This is a genomic window from Paenibacillus hexagrammi, from assembly GCF_021513275.1.
GTDB lineage: Bacteria > Bacillota > Bacilli > Paenibacillales > NBRC-103111 > Paenibacillus_E > Paenibacillus_E hexagrammi.
In genome coordinates this window covers 781013-800029 of sequence record NZ_CP090978.1, presented here as the reverse complement: position 1 = coordinate 800029, position 19017 = coordinate 781013, and the positions used below count along the sequence as shown (strand labels likewise).

Below are 19017 nucleotides of genomic sequence, written 5' to 3'. Positions count from 1 at the left end.
GCATGAATAAATTAGGACTGACTGTATAGATCAGCATCATGAGCAGTAACCCAGTCGATTTGCGTCGAACCTTTACCAGCCATAGTCATGCTTACTTCCAGTACTTCCAAAGCAGGCTGTTGCCATTCTTTCTTTTGCATTGCACTCACCTCCCCTTAGACCAATCCTATGTAACGTATTATGACGGATCGTAAAGGTCAGCATCGTGAGCGGATACCCAATCGATTTCTTTCGTACCTTTACCAGCCATTGTCATACTTACTTCCAGCACTTCCAAAGTAGGTTGTTGCCATTCTTTCTTTTGCATAGTATCACCTCCTTTCAAGTCATATAATTTATGCATAAATTCACTTATACTCGTCAAATTTTTTTAGAAATCGATAAACAATCAAGCTATGCATCAACAGTCTTGCTTTGGGATCGGTCGCATGTTCGGGCATAGGATTCTTCAATTCCGATAAAGCAGTCCGAATCGTATCCATATTCAAATATTCGGCAGCTACTTCATCTTTACATAACTGTTGAATTTCATCTATGAATGAGTCCCAAGCAGGAGTCATGCGGTGAACCCAATCTGCCGGTTGTACACCACGAACTTTTTGATTTAAACGAACTTTATCCGGTAAATATTGATGAGTTGCTCTGCGAATTAACGACCTATCTTGACCGTTCTGTATGTATTGTTCAATTGGAACCGATAAACAAAACCGGACTACTCTAGGGTCGTTGGTCGGGTCTCGCTCTAGCAGACCATAGTCCAACGATAACTTCGATGCGAGCGCTCCATTTTTATTGGCAATTGATAAATTTGTAAATTTCTCTTTTCTGACCTCGATCGCATCCGCATTTACGTTACGAATATTTAAAACTTTTTCCGCTAATTGGTCGTACACGTTAGCTCTCTGCGCAAAGTTAGGGTTTATTAAATCAGATACTCCTGTAGAGTCAGCTGACGTTTTCTTCTTCGACAGGAACGGAAAGGCACTTTTCCCTACATACTTTAACAGCCTGGATCTTTTGCCGCCGGTTAGTTTGCTGTATTGGTGAATTTCACGTGATAAGTGAATCCATTTCATCCTTTTCATCAACATGGTGTAATATTCTAGCGTCGGCCCCCAAGAAATGGTAAAATTCCCCCTTGCTCCTGTAAGCAGCACTCCGACATTTTCATCACGCGCTTTCTCGTATAAACCTTTTATCCAGAATGAATTTTCAAAATATTTATAAGGCACTTCCAATAATGTTAGCAATTCGTCGATCTCTGAGTATGGACTTCTACCGCTAAAATCCAGATAGTTCTCTTTGATATTCCCTACAAATTGAGCTGTCGATTGAATAAATGGCCGCTCATTGGCTATTAGCCTCTTTGAGGTCCAATCTACAAAATCACTCACAGGTACATAGCTGTAAGCATGAATAGGCTTTCCTTCTTTACGCAAGGTGGCAGCAGCATAGCTCACTACAGCGCCTGAATCTAATCCTCCACTTAGGGCTGCGCCAATCTCCTTATGAGTCCGAAGTCTCGAATCTACAGCCTCTTGAAACACTTCTCGAAAGGCTTCCACGTATTCTTCATTTGTTTTCAGATAAAGAGGACTCACTTCAGAAAGTACGGCATATCGCGTGGTTGAAATTTTTCCGTTTTTCACCGTAAACGAGTGAGCCGGTGGAAGCTGCCGAATATGTGCATAAGGAGTTGCATATAGGTTTTCTGACTCGTACATATCCGGAATGGTAAGAAATTCTGCTAGCCATTGTTGATTCAATACTTTTTTTATCCCCGGTAATGTAAACAATGGAAAAATTGCTGTAGAGAACACAAATCTTCGTGAGTCGTTGCAATAATACAATGTCCTATTTCCAGAAAGATCGCGCGCCCCAAACAACTGCTGTTTTTTTTCATCCCAAATCACAAAAGTAAAATCGCCGATGATGTGTTCGGGTGCCATTTCGCCCCATTTAAGATAGGTCAGCAGAATTAATTCCCCATCAGAAATGTGATTTCTGACTTTATAGTCAATTTGTAATTGCTGAAACAATTCATCGCGGTTGTCTATAATAGCATCTGCAGTAATAGCCAAGCCGTACTCAGTCTTATGCATAGGCAACGTCTCGACAATAGATTCTGGAGCAATCCACTGAGCATGACAACCTAGAAAGACAGAACCATCCCGCCATGTATGGGTATAATCGGCGTGATATCTCTGTAATGCTTGCATTAACTTAGCACCATCTTCCCAGATTACCGGTTCCCCTTCGTGGCAATATATCCCTACAATTGCACTCATTATTCCCTCCCGCGATGAACCAGATATTCCGATGCCCAGCTTGATATCCGATTTCCAAATGGAACAATTGACTTTAGGCGATTGATTTTCCCCCGTAGCTCTTCATGTTTTTCCAATTTGCTCCGCAGGCGTTTTTGCTCAATGTAGCTATTTTCCAATCTTATTTCTAATGAACTTAACGTTGTCTGCAATTGGATCAGCTGATAATTGTCATTCTTGCTAGTAATCTCTTCTTCAAACATTTGATTATGAAGTTCGTGCACTTTCATCTCATATTGATTCTCCCACTTATGGCCTGACGCATCATTCAATTGTTCTGTACGGAATCGAATCAATTCCATATCTGGTTCAGCATCAAACTTGACACCCGTCCATTTCTCTGCTTCTTCCAATACATCACTATATCCCAATTCATGAAATATTCGAGCTCCTAGAACTTGACAATACATCTCAACTTCTTTCTTACTCAGTATGTCTTTCCAACTATCGATGGAATCACGATGAGGTTCCGAATGTTTCGCAAGAAATGGATCACCTACACCCATACTGTAAAACAAATCTGACTTTGATGAATGCATCTTTTCCCCATATTTTTCCAAGTCCTCTTCGTACGTAATCTCAAGAAATTTACATACCTTTCTCATTTCTTCAACAGGATTAGAAACCAGTTTTTCATATTGCAATCGATAGGCTAATGGATGGTTGGATGAAAAATAATGATAGTAACGAAAAAAACCAACAGTCAAGTCCGTCATCTTAATATTAAATTGAGGATTCAGCAAATCATTTTCAATACTAAATCGACTGTTTGTGAGTGACTCAACCTTTTTGTAAGAGGAAAGAATACTTAGAGGATTTCTTATCAACCAAATTCTTTTGGACTGAGGAAATAATGAATCTATGAATTCTAGTAAATAGTAGTATCGAGGCGACTTGTCCACAACTATTTCCGCTTCACTGCTTTGTAGTAAGCCGTTATATACTTGAAGTGAGAAAGACCTAGCAGCCTTTTGAAATACCTCGTCGGGAACAATACCGTTAAAAAACTGATTAATGATCCCCATACCGCCATATGGACGATGTTGGTTATGTTTCAAGTCAAGTAAACTCATCAGAAACCACATCTCTTGTGTTGCAAAAATCTTGCTGTGATTCTGAAGCATGACAGTGGCCAATGAGCTTCCGCTCCTTGGAACACAGAGCAAAAATACGAGGTTTTTACCTTGAGCATTAATCAACGAGCATCCCCCTGCAATCTTCAATCTTATTTATAATACAATATGTATCATATAATAACATAAAATAGATCCGTTTTGTATCATTCGCTCAAAATTTTTTTTGTTTTTCATTAAATTTGAATTATTCCATTATTTAGAATTTGTAGGCGAGTTAGTTAGCATCTTTAACATTAACTCCGACCCTTGATTTCGAAGGATCTTATATAGATCATATATTTTATAGAAAAAACCGCTTCCGTTAGTCGATGGTTTAGCTTTTAAATATGAAGACTGACTGACTTCTAAAATATTTCCTGTAGATTTCGGAACTACATCTGTATTACTTCCAAGACCAAAATAAAAATTACCTTCTATTTCTTCAAACGACCTTGCAAAAGTCTCCTGCTTAAATTCAAATAATTCAGTCCACTTAAGCAGATCATCCTCATTACTGATATAGACCCTATTTATATATTGATCTTTACCAATTTTCGTATACGCTAACACATAAACCGCATCTTTTCTCACAAGAATATCCGTTGGCAAGGTATTCAGATCCGGGAAAATTACTGTATCCGCTGATTCCAAATCATTTGCAACTACCAGCCCTCGAGGAATCCATTGATGGTCGTTATATATTTCCCCCGCAATATACAAAAGCTTATCGTTTATTGGAGTTGTACGAACCATTTTAATATAGGGAGCTGTAGGGTTCTGTTCATCCATAGCAATGCCAGGCAGCATTTTGCCTCCATATATGTCTGTTTGTTCGGTTTTGAGTAAATGACTGCTTCCCTTATAACTTCCTTTGATCGTTAATAGATGATTCTCGTCTGACCACTTATTGTTTTTAGGAAGCATTCCACTTGAAGCATAAAGTTTATTATGAAACTCAAAGAGAGCGTACGCTCTCTTTGGTCCATAGCCTTCGATGGAATCTACCTTTTCCCATGAATTCCCCTCATCTTTTGACATTAATACATCAGCCGAATTATTGGAGGCAGTAGCAGCAAACAATTCTCCGTTATAAGCAGCCATATCATACACATGAACCGCTTTTGGCAAATTCCTGAATTTTATCCATTTATCATTATCAAGTTTGTAATAATTGCCGAAGTCCCATCCTTCTCCCCGAGCATCATGTCCAGGTATATATAGGTCCCCGTTCAGTACTTTAAAAATATCAATTTGTTCTTCATCTACTGACTTTCCATTCTTAGACCCAACGACTTGCTGTGTGAAGAATTTATTATTTGCAGGATCTAAATAATAGACTGGAATTGGTCCCGCATTAGGTGCAGGTTCCTCATTACTGCTATTGCCGTGTCCCAAATAAATTTTCCCATTGAATACTTGCATATCCCAAACATTCCGCGCATAAGCAGCTTTATCGATAAATGGCTGCCCAACCAGTTTAACGTCCGATGTTACATCATTTACATGATTGTAAGAATGGTCCGATGCATGGGCCTTTAGACTACTTACATCCATGGATGCTAGTAGTGCGAGACCGCATGTGACGATTAAACTTAACGTAATACAGAAACCTTTTCCCATTTTCATTACTCTCCCATATGGAACAGAAACACCCATTTCTTTGATACTATTCGTATCATACCATCAAGTTTCAAAGTTGGCTACATACTTTTCAAACAAATCCTTTTCTTGATATTTCTAATTAAATATCTCAATATAATCCAGTCTTGCTTGAGCTTTCCCTTTAGCAATTCCGACGACTTTGATTACATCATTACGATGAAGTGTAATGCTACTTGTCGTAAATGACTTAAATTCATCAGCAAGTCCTTCAGCTGGACGAGATGCTGTCCAACTTTCTAATAACACATTGTTAATATAGAGTTTGAACTGTGACTGTCCCTTGTTTTCAGCTAGATAAGCGATTCTAATGTAAAAACTCCCTGTGTCTTTGTTAAATATCACTGACGCACTACCTGCCTTTTCTGTTGCGATTCCCTCACCATTGCTATACTTATCTTGACTTCTCTCAATCTTATAACCCTTTAGCTTTGCCTTTTCAGCTTCTCTCTTTAAAGGTTCGGAATATTTCTCAGTTCTGCCCGACTGATTCTGAATATGCTCACTGAAATCAGTGTTATTCAATTGAGTAATATTCTTTACCTTGCAGTTCGTGCTCTCTTGATAAAATAAGTCGTTTGCCACCTGTTGCAATACATTATTCTCGACCGAAATATACTCGCTGCAACTGTCATGATAGATAGCGGCAATAGGAGCATCCATAGCCCATTTTCCACGCATGATATTTGAAATGTAATTTCCTGTTACTTGTGTACCTATTTGCCGGGCGAGCGTGTAAATTCCCCCACCATCATCCAAAAGCTTCATAACATTGTTAATCTTATTATTGCGAACGGTATTATAACCCGCAGTCTTATTTGGACTCTTGATATCAGATTGGTTACCTACCTGAATCCCCATGTATGGAGCATCGCTGATTTCATTCCGTTCTATAGTCGTATTCCTAATCCAAGATGCCATAATACCCATACCGTTATGGACAATTTGTCCAGGGTTATTAATTCTATTATTGGCAACCAATATATTTGCTGTAAGATCTTCATCAATTGGATTAATAACTCCACTAGAATCTAGGCATATTGCGTTACCCCCACATTTTCAAACCAATTATTCTTAATTTGGCTATTCTTGACTCCTTTAATAAACTGCAAACCGTTTCCTGCTGTGAACTGAACAAAGTTATTATCGAAAGTAATATGACTGGCATATTGAACTTCAACTGCACCTGCGCTTACCGTACCGAATATCTGAAAGCCCTGCGTGGCAACCATTCCGTGTGAGTTAGGCCAGTTCCAGTTGGTGTATTGAAAGTGGATTCCACTGAAATAAAGGTCATGAACCTGATTCTCTCTGGTTCCGTCTATAGATATCAGCTTGTCCAATTGAGGCGCTATTACAACTGCTGTATCCATATCTTCCCCCATCCTAGGCTTGTAATAGAGCATCTCATTCGCTTCATCCAGAAACCATTCCCCTTCCATATCCAAAAGCGAGAGATCGTTCTCAAAATAATACGGATTATTTGTATAGAATTTGTTTCCTTTCGCTGGATTCAGCCCGATATCTGCTTCGGGCATTTTTATGAATACACGTGATTGCATGTGATCGTTAGGGTCATCTTCAATTAAGGAAATTCTTAATATTTCATGGTACCAATGCGGATGAACAATCATTTCTAAGCCTGATTGTAGTTGACTAATATTCGGTAAATTGGATTTCTTTACGACCATATACTTTTCATTCACATCCGCTCCTTGGGTCGTAAAGTAAGTACCCAATGATTCGCTATCCGTTGCATTCGGAAATCTCGCCCTAATTGCCGGTTCACCATTGACATAAAGCTGTCTAAAAGGCTTAAGTCCTTTCAAGCTTATTCGGTAAATCTGCTTTTTATCGTCGAACAATTTCCAATGGTTAGCGTCCAAACGCTTTCCCCCGCTAAATATCGGCACCTGATTGGGATAAGCCATATAGTAGACTTGATGTCCATTTGAGCCCGAATCCTTAGGGCTAAATCGGATAGTATCCGCCATCGAGTATTCTCCTGACATCAAATAAACGATGATATCCCCGCTCATATGGCTATTCACTTTTGAAACCTCGACCTGCGCCTTTTCAATGGTCATGAACGGATGAGAAGAATCTCCCTCGTTGCGGTCATTGCCATTTACAGGATCCACATAGAAAACTTTTTGCACCTTATCTCCGGCATTGTGAATCCAAAAAGGAATCAGAAAACTGATAATAAAAACAAATGAAAAAAGCAAAAATCTCCGCGGAGTCAAATATTTCATGGCAGTCCTCCTAAACCGTTGTCAGTACTTACCTAGCTTATCAGTACAAATATATGTATGCACCCTGTACTATCTTCGATGCCAACCCTTCAACTCCGGATAACCTATAATCGGCATTTCCAGGAAGGTGAAAATAAAACAAACCATAGGGTTGCGAACTCCCCTACGGTTTGTTTTATGCACGTCATTTTTTAGGAACAGTTACTTGAGTGGAGGCAACCTTTACGTTGCCGGCCAGATCTGTTGCCGTGTATATGATTGTATAAATTCTTCCTGTACCACTCTCCAACCGCTCTGCCCGGAGACTAAATTCAGTATCATAAGATCCGATATCGGTGCCTTCAATGTCAGCTCCGATTTTATCCGAGCGACGATCAAACCAACTTAACCATTTCTCCAGAACCTCACCATTCAACGCTTGAAAAACCGATTTCATTAACTTGTCACGATCTTCTTGATCTAGATTGATAATTACACGCTGCAAATCTTGCATAATGTCATCGCTTTTCCGCAACTCCCCATACGGCCCATACAGAGAAATTCCCCTATGCTCTAATTCTTCTTTAGCCGCAGTCGAAAGATGTAACTGCTCCATCAGCGCATTCTCTATAAATATAGCCGCTTCTTCTTCATCAGGCTCATTGGAGGTGATCGAAGTAAGGACAATGGATGAGATGCCGGAACCTGACCCGTTATCACTAGAAGTTACTTTCACTTTAATGGGTATCATTTTTCGATTAGGAGGGCTCAGAACTGGCTTATTTACGGTTAATTGTAAATTCGGCGGAGTCTTATCTATATTGGATACAGTTGCCGTAGCCGACCCTCGATTGCCTGCAGCATCTGTAAATTCAAATGTGAAGGCCCCATTCTCTGTAAACGTATGACCAAGCTCTCCTGCGTTGTTAGTTACGACGATCGGCTCACTCGGCGTTATGGTGGCAACAACGTTCTGATTGGTTGGTCCCGTCGTGCTGTAAGAAATTGTCGCTGTCGGTGAAGTACCGTCTACGATTAGCATAATCGGTTCAGATGTAAACAGTTTTCCATTGTACGTACCTCTCACTCGAAATGAGATCATCCCCTCTTTTTTACTAGTTAACCGACCGTTTACACTTTCGACAAACGCAGGTCCATAAGCTGACAGCGTTACTGTTTCTAAATTGTTAGTGTAAATTACTGGCGGAATAGATGGTGCTGGAATATTGTTGTATACATTTTGTACCACTGACGTATTACTGGAGCCATAGGTTGAATCCGTGACCGTACCATAGGTCGAATCTGTTACCGTGCTTCCGCCGTTCCCAATGGAATCCATAGGTGGAGTAATGATTAACATGTTTGTATTGTCATTTACACCTGTATACGTAAAATTACTCGATTCATAAGTCGCTTCAATTACAGAACTATCACTGCTCAGAAACCGCAGTTCGGTTTGACTTAAATCTGCCGCACTGCCATCTCCCAGTTGTCCGGTAACCGTGAAAGTTCCGGTTTCTCCAACAGCGAAAGAAGTTTTATCCACGCTTACATTTATATGATCAATCACTTCCCGCTGCACGCTAATATCGTCCAAATAGAAAATTAACTTCGTTTTTCCGTCCCCGATTCGAATCCACATATCAGCATTAGCAGTATCATTGGGACCTGTATACACAAAGCTTGATTTCAATTGCGTCCAAGTGGTACTTACCGGAGTCGTTGCGAGATAATCGTATCTGGGTGTTCCCGTTATATGGTCAAGAATCATTTGAGCGTCCCCAGTACCCGATTCTAACCTCACCATAGCAGAGACTTGATACCGGACATTTTTTTCAAGAACTAACTTTTGAGAAGCCATTCCGAATGTTCCGGTCATCGTAACCTTCGCGGAACCAGCGCTGTTATTATTCGTCTGAGAAGTAACTCGAGTCAATGTCGCATTATAAGGTGTCCAACCGCTGGTATTGGCTTCGAAGTCGCCATTAAATACCTGTTCTGGTATTTCCCTAATGGTAAAATCATCAAAATAATAGGTGGTTCTAGTTTGGCCGTTACCGATCCGAATCTGAATGGCTCCAGAACCGTCGGGATTTGTACCCGTGTACTTATACCTTGCCTTCACTTGTCTCCAGGTGGTATCCACAGGAGTATTAGCAGCTAGATAGTCATATCTGGGCGTTCCCACTGTATGGTCAAGTATGATTTGAGCTGTGCTCGATCCTGTCTCCAATTTAACCCATACGGAAACTTCGTATAATTTATTTTTTTCAAGCATAACATTTTGATAGGCCATTCCGAAGCTGCCAAACATAAACAGTTTACCGGCCCCATCCGAGTTGTTATAGGTGATTCCTGTGTCCTTGGTAAGATTGGCATTATAAACACTCCAATTTTTCGTGTCATACTCGAATTGGCCATTTTTTATTAAATTTTCAGCACCATAGTTTTCCAACTCATAACGCAAATCCAGACCAACAAAACCAGATCCCGGTTGAGATCCACTTATATAGGACTGCGGCCGCAGCGTCAGATCATTTGATTTGTAAATACCGTAATCTACAGATGCAACTGAACCCAATGGCTGTATGGAAGCAGCCTCATACCATTTGTCACCTCCATATACCTCTAGACTGAGTACATAATAGGATTTTCCAGGCTGAAGCCGGACTGATTTATCCAACTGAACATATTTCATCTGACCTGGTGTGGCCCCTGCCAATGTAACCTTCGCTTGCGCTACGATCGCCTCTGTGTCTGCTTCTACAATCATAAGCTGATGCTTGCCTATATTGCCCTGTACGACTTTACGTCCTATGCTGCTAACGAAGAGAGGTTGGCTACCTACGGTAAATTTATATCCTAACCAACCTCCCCAATTGTTGCGCGGTACTGACGACATTGCTGTATTAAATACACCGGAGGTGTTTTCCAAATCTACCGGAAGCTCTATAGGATCGGGCTCTGACGGTCCGTTATCAACAGGCGGAATCATAACTGCCGCAGGTGAATCAGATGGACTGCCTTCATATAAAATATTCAAACCGACGAAGCTGTTGCCAGTAACATAGTCTTCTTTGTATGAAGTTCCCCATACCCCCTTATTAATAGTAGCCGCCGATCCGTTACTTACTACTAAATCGCCGTCATACCATACGTCACCGCCGTTGGCTTCCATACTCATCAAATAGTATGTTTTATTAGCTTGCAGTTGGACCGGTGCGGGCAGCTGGACATATTTGAAATCACCTAGCAATGGGGCCTTGGACATCTGAATCGTCACTAATGTACCAGGCACTTCCAGATTAGTGGCAGCGTCTACGATTCTCAATTGATGCGGTTCTACACTCCCAGGGAAATGAAGTCTTCCAAGAGCGGTAACGGTCATAGGAGAACTTCCTACAGTAAACTTCATTCCTACCCAGTTGGCGTAGTTATTCCTAACCTTTCCCGCCTTAAGGATTCCCGTCACTAACCCGGATTTCCCGGTAAATATGACCGGTATCGGCTCAGGAAGCGGAGTGGGATGCGGACGATGGTCACTGACAGCCGTTAATTGCTGCGGCTCTGTAATGATATCCTTGTATGCAGACTCTAATCCTGCATTAGCCATTATTGCCTGAGCCTCTTCAGGCCAATTCCCATCTGAGACATAAACCGTATTTGTTACATACGTGCGTGTTCCCAGATTCACTTTCAAATAAGTGTCCGAGTACGTTCGGTTTACCTGAATGTCATTGGCAGGATTCACGTATAAATTAGTTGGGGAATTCTCTACAACATTATCCTCAGCCGTAATCCATGAACTTCCTTGATCAAAGTAAATAGCTGATTGATCATGCTCCTGATCCTTCAAATAATTCCCTCTTATCTGCATATCATAAGAAGTTCCCAACGTGTAGATAGCACCGCCGTCATTCAAAGTAAGCATGACATTGTGGATGTAATTATTCTCGATTCTTACTCCGCGATTACTTGTATCGTATTCCCCCCACCCCCATCCAATGGTAATTCCGGAATAAGGAAGGTTGGCAATTTCATTATGGGTAATATGCATGTCTTGAGGGTACGATGCAAATATAGCCACTGCCGACCGGTATTCGACCCCCAAATTATAAAAATAGTTATTCACGACATCGTTACTGCGCATAACCAGTCTCGGATCAAATGGATTGTAAATAGAAACATCCTTATTGCTCATTTCGCCCATTTGAATTCCGCTACCCGAAATATCCGTGAATGAATTCCCCTGAAAAAGGTTATCTTGACTTCCCTTTATCACATTAATGGAAGCGCTCCCCAAATGTGTAAACCGACATCGTTCGAATTGAATCCATTTCCCCGTTTGGATGAGTACCGCCGCAGGTGTTAACGTTTCCGACATGTTCAAAGTCGCCAAATCTAATTCTCGGAGAATGTTGGATTGTACATCTGCATGACCATAGTTTGAATTGGGTCTAAGCCACGTTGAATATTCAAACGAGAGACCCACAAATTGAATGTTATGAACCGGATTACTCACATCGCTTCCTTTTACAGATAGCAAGGTTTCAACTGTTGGCACTGTAACTACTGCAGTAGTCATGTCCTCTCCCTGACGTGGTTTGTAATACAAGGTATCTGTCACTCTGTTAAGATACCACTCACCATCTTGATCCAACAGTTCGTAAGCGTTTTCAATATACCAGGGTGAATTTACCGATGTTCCGCCTTTGTTCCGCAGATTATACCAAGCCGGCTGTTTCATCTTGATAAATGTACCGTTTTCTGTAGAACTTACACTCTCCACGCCTCCGCGGGGATTCGTCCATTTTTCATTGAAAACCATCTCAACATCGCTTATGTTGCCCCACCCGGTAATATCAGAAAACGAGGTGGTAATTCCATCAGCATTAAGAATGCTATCCGGAAGTCCCCCTCGCTTCTGGCACGAACCGCGCGTTTCCCGTTTACATAAAGCTGCCTTGTTTCGATATCGGATCCTACAATAGCTTTGTAGATATTACGATCCGTATCATACAGCACCCATCCGGTAATATTGCGTCCGCCGCTTAATATGGGCACCTCTCCAGGGTAAGCTTGGTAAACCACGTTGTGTCCATTGGTTCCGGAGTCAACTTCCGTCAATTGCCATGTTTCACTCATTTCATACTTTCCTCCGCGGAGATAGATGATTATATCGTCCGACATGTTTGCGTTAATAACTCTAACTGCATCACGTGCTCTCTCTATTGTACGAAAAGGGGAACTTAGCGAACCAGGATTGGCGTCATTTCCATTGGAAGGATCCACATAAAAACTTGCTTGCTCACTTGCGTTGGCATAATCAGCTGGGTGCAACCAAACAGGAAACAGCAAACTCAACACCAACATCACTCGAAAAATTTTTGTAAGCACTATGGAAAACCTCCTTCTTCCAGATGTAAGCGCTACCACATTGACAGTCATAATTTTGCTCTGGATGTGACTGCTTACTCTTGATGTTTACATTAATCATAGAGCTCAAAATGTATCCTTCGCAATAAACATGAATTTGGATACACAATTCTTCAAGGGGAAATAAGCCGATTGTGTCGACATCCCTGAATCTTATAAGTTGTGCATCGTGGAAACTTGTTTATAGACTCAGCAATCTCTCTGATTGTATGTTGTTAGTACCCGCTCCGCTTGTCGGAAACAAAACAAAATATGATTGGAGAATCCGCCATGCAGCAATCTTTAGAAACTAGAGAGTCGTTGAAGTCTCATCCCACAGGAATCATCTCACAGGCAGTAGGAGTACACGGAAAAAGGCGCTTTATTCAAAACATTCCATGGGTGCTTATGTTTATCCCTGTGATTGTGTATTTTGTGCTTTTCAAATACATTCCCCTGCTCGGAAATGTGATCGCTTTCAAAAACTATAACTTTTCCGACGGAATCTGGGGGAGCCCCTGGATTGGGTTACACAATTTTCAGCTCCTGTTCACTGATCCAATCGCATTTAAGACGATACGGAACACCTTTTTCATCTCGCTGCTGTCCATCATTGTTAACTTTCCATTCCCGATTGTACTCGCGCTTATGTTTAATGAAGTGAGGAAGCTTTGGTATAAGAAAACCGTACAAACATTACTGTATCTCCCGCATTTTTTATCTTGGGTCATCATCGGAGGCTTGGTAGTCAATCTATTCGCTTTGGACTCAGGAACAATGAATCAATTACTTAATCACTTAGGCTTACAGTCATACCCTTTCCTATACAACATGTCTTCCTGGCTCTCCATTTTCCTGGGAGCAGGCGTTTGGAAAGATGCGGGGTTCGGAGCCATCATTTATCTGGCCGCCTTATCGATGATCGACCCTGATTTGTATGAAGCTGCTAGTCTTGATGGAGCAGGTAAGCTTCGTCAAATCTGGCATGTGACATTACCCGGAATTCGCCCGACGATTATTATCATTCTCATTTTGTCCATGGGGAGATTTATGGATGTTGGGTTTGACCAAATTTACAACTTGCAAAATCCGATCGTATCCAATGTCTCTGAAGTCATTTCAACTTATATTTATCGGGTGGGTCTGCAAGGCGGTCAGTTCAGTTTAACAGCAGCTATGGGTTTATTTGAGGCTGTGATCGCCTTTATACTCGTCTTTACCATGAATTACATTGCCAGAAAATTCGGCCAGGGACTCTGGTGAAAGGAGTTGACTTATGAGAGCTTCAAGGGGAGAACGGATTTTTTACTCAGTGAACTACATTCTGTTATTTTTGATATCAATCACTTGCTTATACCCCCTCATCAATATCTTAGCAATTTCCCTAAGCAGCAATGACGCAATTATATCGGGTAAAGTGCAAATTTGGCCTGTTGGATTCAGCCTGACATCCTATGATGCCATCATGAAAGGAAGTTCTGTCTTAGACGCCTTTAGAAACAGTCTCATCATTACCATTGTCGGCGCGGCAATCTGCATGCTGTTCACACTGCTGGCCGCCTACCCTCTTTCGAGGAAGGAATTCTACGGCCGTAAGGCCTTTACCCTGGCAATTGTGTTTACCATGCTGTTCAATGGCGGATTAATTCCGAATTACCTGCTGGTCAAATCGCTTGGACTTATCGACAGCTATTTTGCTATTTGGCTTCCTACAGCTATTAGTGTTTATAATATGCTCATCATGAAAAGCTATTTTGAAAACCTGCCGCAAGAACTTGAAGACGCAGCTCGGATCGACGGTGCTTCGGAATGGACATTTATTATTCGTATTGTCCTCCCTCTCTCTGCTCCCATGCTCGCGACCATCGCATTATTTTACACTGTCGGGTTATGGAATTCTTTCCTTAACGTATTGATTTATATCAATGACCCGCTGAAATACAATTTGTCCGTCTTAGTTCAACAAATGGTCAGCAGTCAATCCATCATCCAGGATTTTTCTAATAACTTGGAAGAGATCAGCAAGCTTACACCGGAAGGTGTAAAGGCAGCAGGAGTGATCATACTGATCTTGCCGGTTATGATTGTATATCCTTTTGTTCAAAAATATTTTGTTAAAGGGGCGATGATAGGAGCTATAAAGGGGTAGGGTGCAGTGCATATTACACATAAAGTGAGGGGATTATCAGCATGAGAAGAAAAGGAATATTTGTAATGCTGAGTATGGTATTAATGGGAACCGTTTTCATTGGCGCTTGTTCGAATGACAACACTCCACAACCGTCAACATCCACATCTACGGAACCAACGAAAGCACCAAGAGGAAAAATATCAGCAACCATCTATGAACGCGGAGATGTTCCCAAAGAGGAAGGTTCTAAAACCGAGAATCGTTGGACAAAATGGATTAATGAGAACGGCCCTGTGGATGTCACATTCGTTAGTGTTCCACGTTGGGAATCCGCGCAAAAGTTAAATACACTGTTCGCCTCGGATTCAGCGCCTGATCTGATTGCTGAGTATGATTCGGTCATCAAAAATCAACTTTACGCTCAAAAACAACTCATGCCGCTCGACGATGTTATTGATAAGTACAGCACGGTCTACAAGGAAACACTTCAAACTTATCCGAAACTCCGCCAATTAGGTATTCAGGACGATGGAAAGCTTTATGGTATAGGCAAAGTAAGCGAAGTTGTTCCCCAACATATTCTTTATATTCGTACGGATTGGCTGAAGAAACTCAATCTTCAAAAACCCACTACTCTCGATGAGTTTTTCGCAGTTGCTCGTGCATTTGCCGAGAACGATCCGGATGGGAATGGAAAAAAGACACTTACGGAATCAATCTAAGCTTCGTAGGAGGAAAAATTGTAGATGATATATTCGGGATTACTCTTGACTCCTTTGATAAAAATCCGTGGGTGCTTGACGATAACGGGAAACTCGTCTTCGGATGGGAGAGACTACAAGCTTCTCTCGATTTTAAAAAGAAACTGTATGACGCTGGTATCGTAGACAAGGACTATTTAACAGATGGCAAAGGTGATAAAGCCAAGCAGGACTTCGTAACCGGAAAACTCGGAATGTGGGGCGCAAACGGAGCCGATATTGCCTCCTTTAAAACGTTGAAGAAAAATAATCCAAATGCGGAAATTGCCGCTTTAGCTCTACCTTCAACTTCTTTTGGCCAATTCAGCCCGCTGATCTCACAACCTGTCCAAATGATCAGTGTTGTTAACGCCAAAGCCAAAGATCCCGAAGCCGTCATTCAATTTGTTGATTTCATGAACTCCGATAAAGTGAGCAGTGTCATTAATTTGTCCCTGGAGAAAGGAGCCGGACTGGAAGGCGTTCATTACAAAGTTGGATCAAGCGGTTGCCGTGAACCTATTGATTTGGAGAAAAACAAAAAGGAACTCAGTTACCTCGGAGATTTTACCGTATACACGAAAAATACAGATCCTTCCGATAAATGTTCCAATACGAATCTGACTCTCCATCCTATCGAGCCGAGTATTAAAACCGAAGCGAATGTAGCCGACTATGAGTTGAACAAACAATTTGCGGCCGCATATCAGTCTGCATTCGACGCCTATCTGGATAAATCAAGACCGATGATCGGAGTTATTTCCGGCTCCTATCTGCCCGCTCTTCCTCAAGACATGGCTTTAAACCAAACCAATGGCTATAAAGCAATATTGGATATCTTATCCAAAAGTGTAATCAGCGGCAGCAGCTACCCCTCTGACAAAGCTATCAAAGACTCTCAAGCCGTATGGGCTACTTCCAATGGAGCCAATATCGAAACATGGATGGCCGACTGGTTTGTCAAAAATAAAGATAAAGTTCTATTAACGAAAGATTATTACGATTTCATTAAAAAATAGCCTGAGCTTTCTGATTGATCCCACAGCTCCCCTCGGCCAATCCGATCGGGAGCTTTATGTTTATTGTAAAGATGTACTCCTTTTGGGGAAAAGTTGCATATACTGTGATTAAATCACTCTTTTTCTAACAATTGGAGATCATTATGATGAGAAAAAAAACGTGGCTGCGCTTCTTTTATTCTTACTTATTTGTTTTTCTGGTGATTATTCTCATGCTGTTTTTCATATTTCTCTATAGTATCGGGAACAGTGCAAAGAGAGAAGCGGAGAGTGCAAACTATATATATGCACAGAATGTTCTAAAAACTTTTGATAATTACCTCAGCAACATCCAACAAACAGTTATTTTACAAATACTTACAAATACAAAAATGCAGGAATTTTTCACATCTAATTCCGATAGTCCACTAGTCAATTATGAATTATACTCCAAGCTGAAAGATATCGTATCCTCCAATCATGGAATCGATTCGATATATGTATACCGAACTTCCGATCAAAAAGTGCTGACTGATTCATTTACTGTCTATCTTGAGGATTTCGAAGACAAGCAGTTTATAAAGAAACATGTTGGTGGTTTGCAGCAATGGCAATGGAGCACACCGCGGACCTATACTTTCTCAAAAGGGAGCTCTGAGCAGCAAGTCGTATCGATGGTTCATCACGTTTCCCTAGGAACATCCAGCCAAGGTATCGTTGTTGTCAATCTTTTAGCTTATTCCCTAGTAGATACATTAACCGAGCTAACCGATTCAGAAGTTCACTATGCCTTTTTCACTGATCGGGACAATCGTCCGATCCTAACTCATCTCATCACAGCTGACTCCTTAATTAAGGATACAAGGTTTCATTACAAGTCTGAGATTACGGGATGGACGCTGAACACCGGACTAAAAAACCGGACGATCGGACACTTTTTGTCCCTTCTCTCCTTTTCCTGGCTGCTCTTTGCAGGAATTGTGGTTTTGATTGGTATCGGTATGTTATTCTACGTATTTCGGAGGAATTACAAGCCCATTGACATGATATCTGATCGTATACAAACGTTCATTAAAAAGAACTCCTCCAATTTGGAGCTAGATCCATTTGCCTTTATCGAAACCTCCATTGAGAAATTGATTGCACAATCACAACAATATGAGAAACAGGCCGCAGAAGACCAATTACTCAGGCGCACTTACATTCTACGAGAACTAATATTAGGAAATCATCATGCAGACCAGTCGGCATGGCATCAGGAATTACAAGTACTTGATATTGAAGACGATAAGTACTCTTATGTAGTGCTGTTAGTTGAAATAGATGAGTATGGTCATTTCGAGCAAACTTATTCATCCAGAGACCAAGCTTTACTGAAGTTTGCAATCCGATCCGTAATTCAGGAAATCTCTGATCAATATACTGTTTCATTATGGAATAACTGGATGCAAATCCATCGGATATGCCATCTGATCCAGATTGAACAAAATAAAGATCTTACTTCATCTATCATTCAGATGTGTAATGAATGGCGCACTTGGGTCGAGGACCAAATCAGATGCACCATTACGATTGGGATTGGCATAACCGTCAACGAATTGACATCCATACCATACTCTTATGAGACAGCTTCCGATATGCTGGAAATGAAAGTGACCTTTGGACATAATCGAATTATCACTCATGAAATGGTGTCCCGAAATCGTGATATTTTGAAATTCGATTCATTGGAGACGATACGCAGCATGACACGACAATTTATTACTCAGAAAAGCAATTGGGAGCAGACGTTTTTAACGGTTTTCAAGCAAATGCATGCGAACCACTTATCCCGTTCGGCTATTGCCAGTTTATGCGATTACATGCTGTATCAATTAAATTCAGAATTGAAAGAACTACCCAAAGAACTGCAGATCATCTGGAACTCCGAGTTCCTTCCACTTCTAAACAATATCAGCAAGCAGTTTGATACGATTGAAAAGTTGGAGCATTCATACTTCGCCGCGCTTAGTTCTATGTCGACATATATCCAGCAAAAAAGAGAGAATAACTCTCATTATCGGGATATGGACGCTATCAAAACTTATATCGAGCAACACTACAGCGATAGTAACTTGAGCTTAAACCAAATCTCGGAGCAATTCCAATTGAGCCCGCCATACTTCAGCACCTTGTTTAAGGAAATCAACGGCGAGAAGTTTATTGATTACTTGACGCGAATTCGTATGGATCATGCAAAGTTGCTTCTTCGATCTTCAGAAACTTCCATTCAGGATATCGCAATATCCGTCGGTTATGTTCATTCTTTTTCCTTTATTCGTGTGTTCAAAAAACTGGAAGGAATGACCCCGGGCGAGTATAGAAAAAATCATCAGACACAAAAAGAAGATAACTAAAA

Annotated in this window: 14 protein-coding genes; 5 read left to right on the top strand and 9 right to left on the bottom strand. The window is 41.1% G+C overall.

The genetic code is table 11. The features are described from left to right. Positions 1–11 precede the first annotated feature (11 nt). From L0M14_RS03580 to L0M14_RS03540, 9 genes are all read right to left on the bottom strand, one after another. Positions 12–140 carry a paeninodin family lasso peptide gene (locus tag L0M14_RS03580; protein ID WP_235120878.1) on the bottom strand — a complete coding sequence of 43 codons (129 nt, stop codon included), beginning with the start codon at positions 138–140 and terminating at the stop codon, positions 12–14. A 38-nt stretch (positions 141–178) separates the two neighbouring features. After that, complete coding sequence (locus tag L0M14_RS03575; RefSeq protein ID WP_235120877.1) at positions 179–307, bottom strand: paeninodin family lasso peptide; 129 nt, start codon at positions 305–307, stop codon at positions 179–181. Positions 308–347: 40 nt separating this feature from the next. Beyond that, positions 348–2288: an asparagine synthase-related protein gene (locus tag L0M14_RS03570; protein ID WP_235120876.1), complete on the bottom strand. Its 1941-nt coding sequence runs from the start codon at positions 2286–2288 to the stop codon at positions 348–350. Then, positions 2288–3526: a sulfotransferase family protein gene (locus L0M14_RS03565; RefSeq protein ID WP_235120875.1), complete on the bottom strand. Its 1239-nt coding sequence runs from the start codon at positions 3524–3526 to the stop codon at positions 2288–2290. The genes L0M14_RS03570 and L0M14_RS03565 overlap by 1 nt, the downstream gene beginning before the upstream one ends. Positions 3527–3655: 129 nt before the next feature. Further along, positions 3656–5062, bottom strand: a complete 1407-nt coding sequence (locus tag L0M14_RS03560) for a hypothetical protein (protein WP_235120874.1) — start codon at positions 5060–5062, stop codon at positions 3656–3658. A 117-nt stretch (positions 5063–5179) separates the two neighbouring features. Next, complete coding sequence (locus L0M14_RS03555) at positions 5180–6031, bottom strand: carbohydrate-binding protein (protein WP_235122802.1); 852 nt, start codon at positions 6029–6031, stop codon at positions 5180–5182. Positions 6032–6132: 101 nt separating this feature from the next. Continuing rightward, positions 6133–7356, bottom strand: coding sequence for a hypothetical protein (locus tag L0M14_RS03550; protein ID WP_235120872.1), 1224 nt, complete (start codon positions 7354–7356; stop codon positions 6133–6135). A gap of 184 nt (positions 7357–7540) precedes the next feature. Next, positions 7541–12163 carry a carbohydrate binding domain-containing protein gene (locus L0M14_RS03545; RefSeq protein ID WP_235120870.1) on the bottom strand — a complete coding sequence of 1541 codons (4623 nt, stop codon included), beginning with the start codon at positions 12161–12163 and terminating at the stop codon, positions 7541–7543. A gap of 11 nt (positions 12164–12174) precedes the next feature. After that, positions 12175–12732, bottom strand: a complete 558-nt coding sequence (locus L0M14_RS03540; protein ID WP_235120869.1) for a DUF1565 domain-containing protein — start codon at positions 12730–12732, stop codon at positions 12175–12177. Between the two features lie 426 nt (positions 12733–13158). Between L0M14_RS03540 and L0M14_RS03535 the strand changes: the two genes are divergently transcribed. From L0M14_RS03535 to L0M14_RS03515, 5 genes are all read left to right on the top strand, one after another. Then, positions 13159–14013: an ABC transporter permease gene (locus L0M14_RS03535; protein ID WP_235122801.1), complete on the top strand. Its 855-nt coding sequence runs from the start codon at positions 13159–13161 to the stop codon at positions 14011–14013. Between the two features lie 13 nt (positions 14014–14026). Then, positions 14027–14899, top strand: coding sequence for a carbohydrate ABC transporter permease (locus L0M14_RS03530; RefSeq protein ID WP_235120867.1), 873 nt, complete (start codon positions 14027–14029; stop codon positions 14897–14899). A 41-nt stretch (positions 14900–14940) separates the two neighbouring features. After that, on the top strand, positions 14941–15603 hold the full coding sequence (locus L0M14_RS03525) for an extracellular solute-binding protein (RefSeq protein WP_235120865.1): 663 nt from the start codon (positions 14941–14943) through the stop codon (positions 15601–15603). Between the two features lie 71 nt (positions 15604–15674). Then, positions 15675–16640 (top strand): extracellular solute-binding protein, encoded by a 966-nt coding sequence (locus tag L0M14_RS03520; protein ID WP_235120864.1) that lies wholly within the window; start codon positions 15675–15677, stop codon positions 16638–16640. A 143-nt stretch (positions 16641–16783) separates the two neighbouring features. After that, the gene (locus tag L0M14_RS03515; protein WP_235120862.1) at positions 16784–19015 is read left to right on the top strand and encodes a helix-turn-helix domain-containing protein; all 2232 of its coding nucleotides are present in this window, start codon (positions 16784–16786) and stop codon (positions 19013–19015) included. Positions 19016–19017 lie beyond the last annotated feature (2 nt).

Excerpts from the sequence above, each read along its gene's own strand:
- L0M14_RS03580 (WP_235120878.1), bottom strand. The coding sequence starts at position 140 with ATGCAAAAGAAAGAATGGCAACAGCCTGCTTTGGAAGTACTGGAAGTA.
- L0M14_RS03575 (WP_235120877.1), bottom strand. The coding sequence starts at position 307 with ATGCAAAAGAAAGAATGGCAACAACCTACTTTGGAAGTGCTGGAAGTA.
- L0M14_RS03570 (WP_235120876.1), bottom strand. The coding sequence starts at position 2,288 with ATGAGTGCAATTGTAGGGATATATTGCCACGAAGGGGAACCGGTAATC.
- L0M14_RS03560 (WP_235120874.1), bottom strand. The coding sequence starts at position 5,062 with ATGGGAAAAGGTTTCTGTATTACGTTAAGTTTAATCGTCACATGCGGT.
- L0M14_RS03555 (WP_235122802.1), bottom strand. The coding sequence starts at position 6,031 with ATGGGTATTATGGCATCTTGGATTAGGAATACGACTATAGAACGGAAT.
- L0M14_RS03550 (WP_235120872.1), bottom strand. The coding sequence starts at position 7,356 with ATGAAATATTTGACTCCGCGGAGATTTTTGCTTTTTTCATTTGTTTTT.
- L0M14_RS03545 (WP_235120870.1), bottom strand. The coding sequence starts at position 12,163 with ATGGTTTTCAATGAAAAATGGACGAATCCCCGCGGAGGCGTGGAGAGT.
- L0M14_RS03535 (WP_235122801.1), top strand. The coding sequence starts at position 13,159 with ATGTTTATCCCTGTGATTGTGTATTTTGTGCTTTTCAAATACATTCCC.
- L0M14_RS03530 (WP_235120867.1), top strand. The coding sequence starts at position 14,027 with ATGAGAGCTTCAAGGGGAGAACGGATTTTTTACTCAGTGAACTACATT.
- L0M14_RS03525 (WP_235120865.1), top strand. The coding sequence starts at position 14,941 with ATGAGAAGAAAAGGAATATTTGTAATGCTGAGTATGGTATTAATGGGA.
- L0M14_RS03515 (WP_235120862.1), top strand. The coding sequence starts at position 16,784 with ATGATGAGAAAAAAAACGTGGCTGCGCTTCTTTTATTCTTACTTATTT.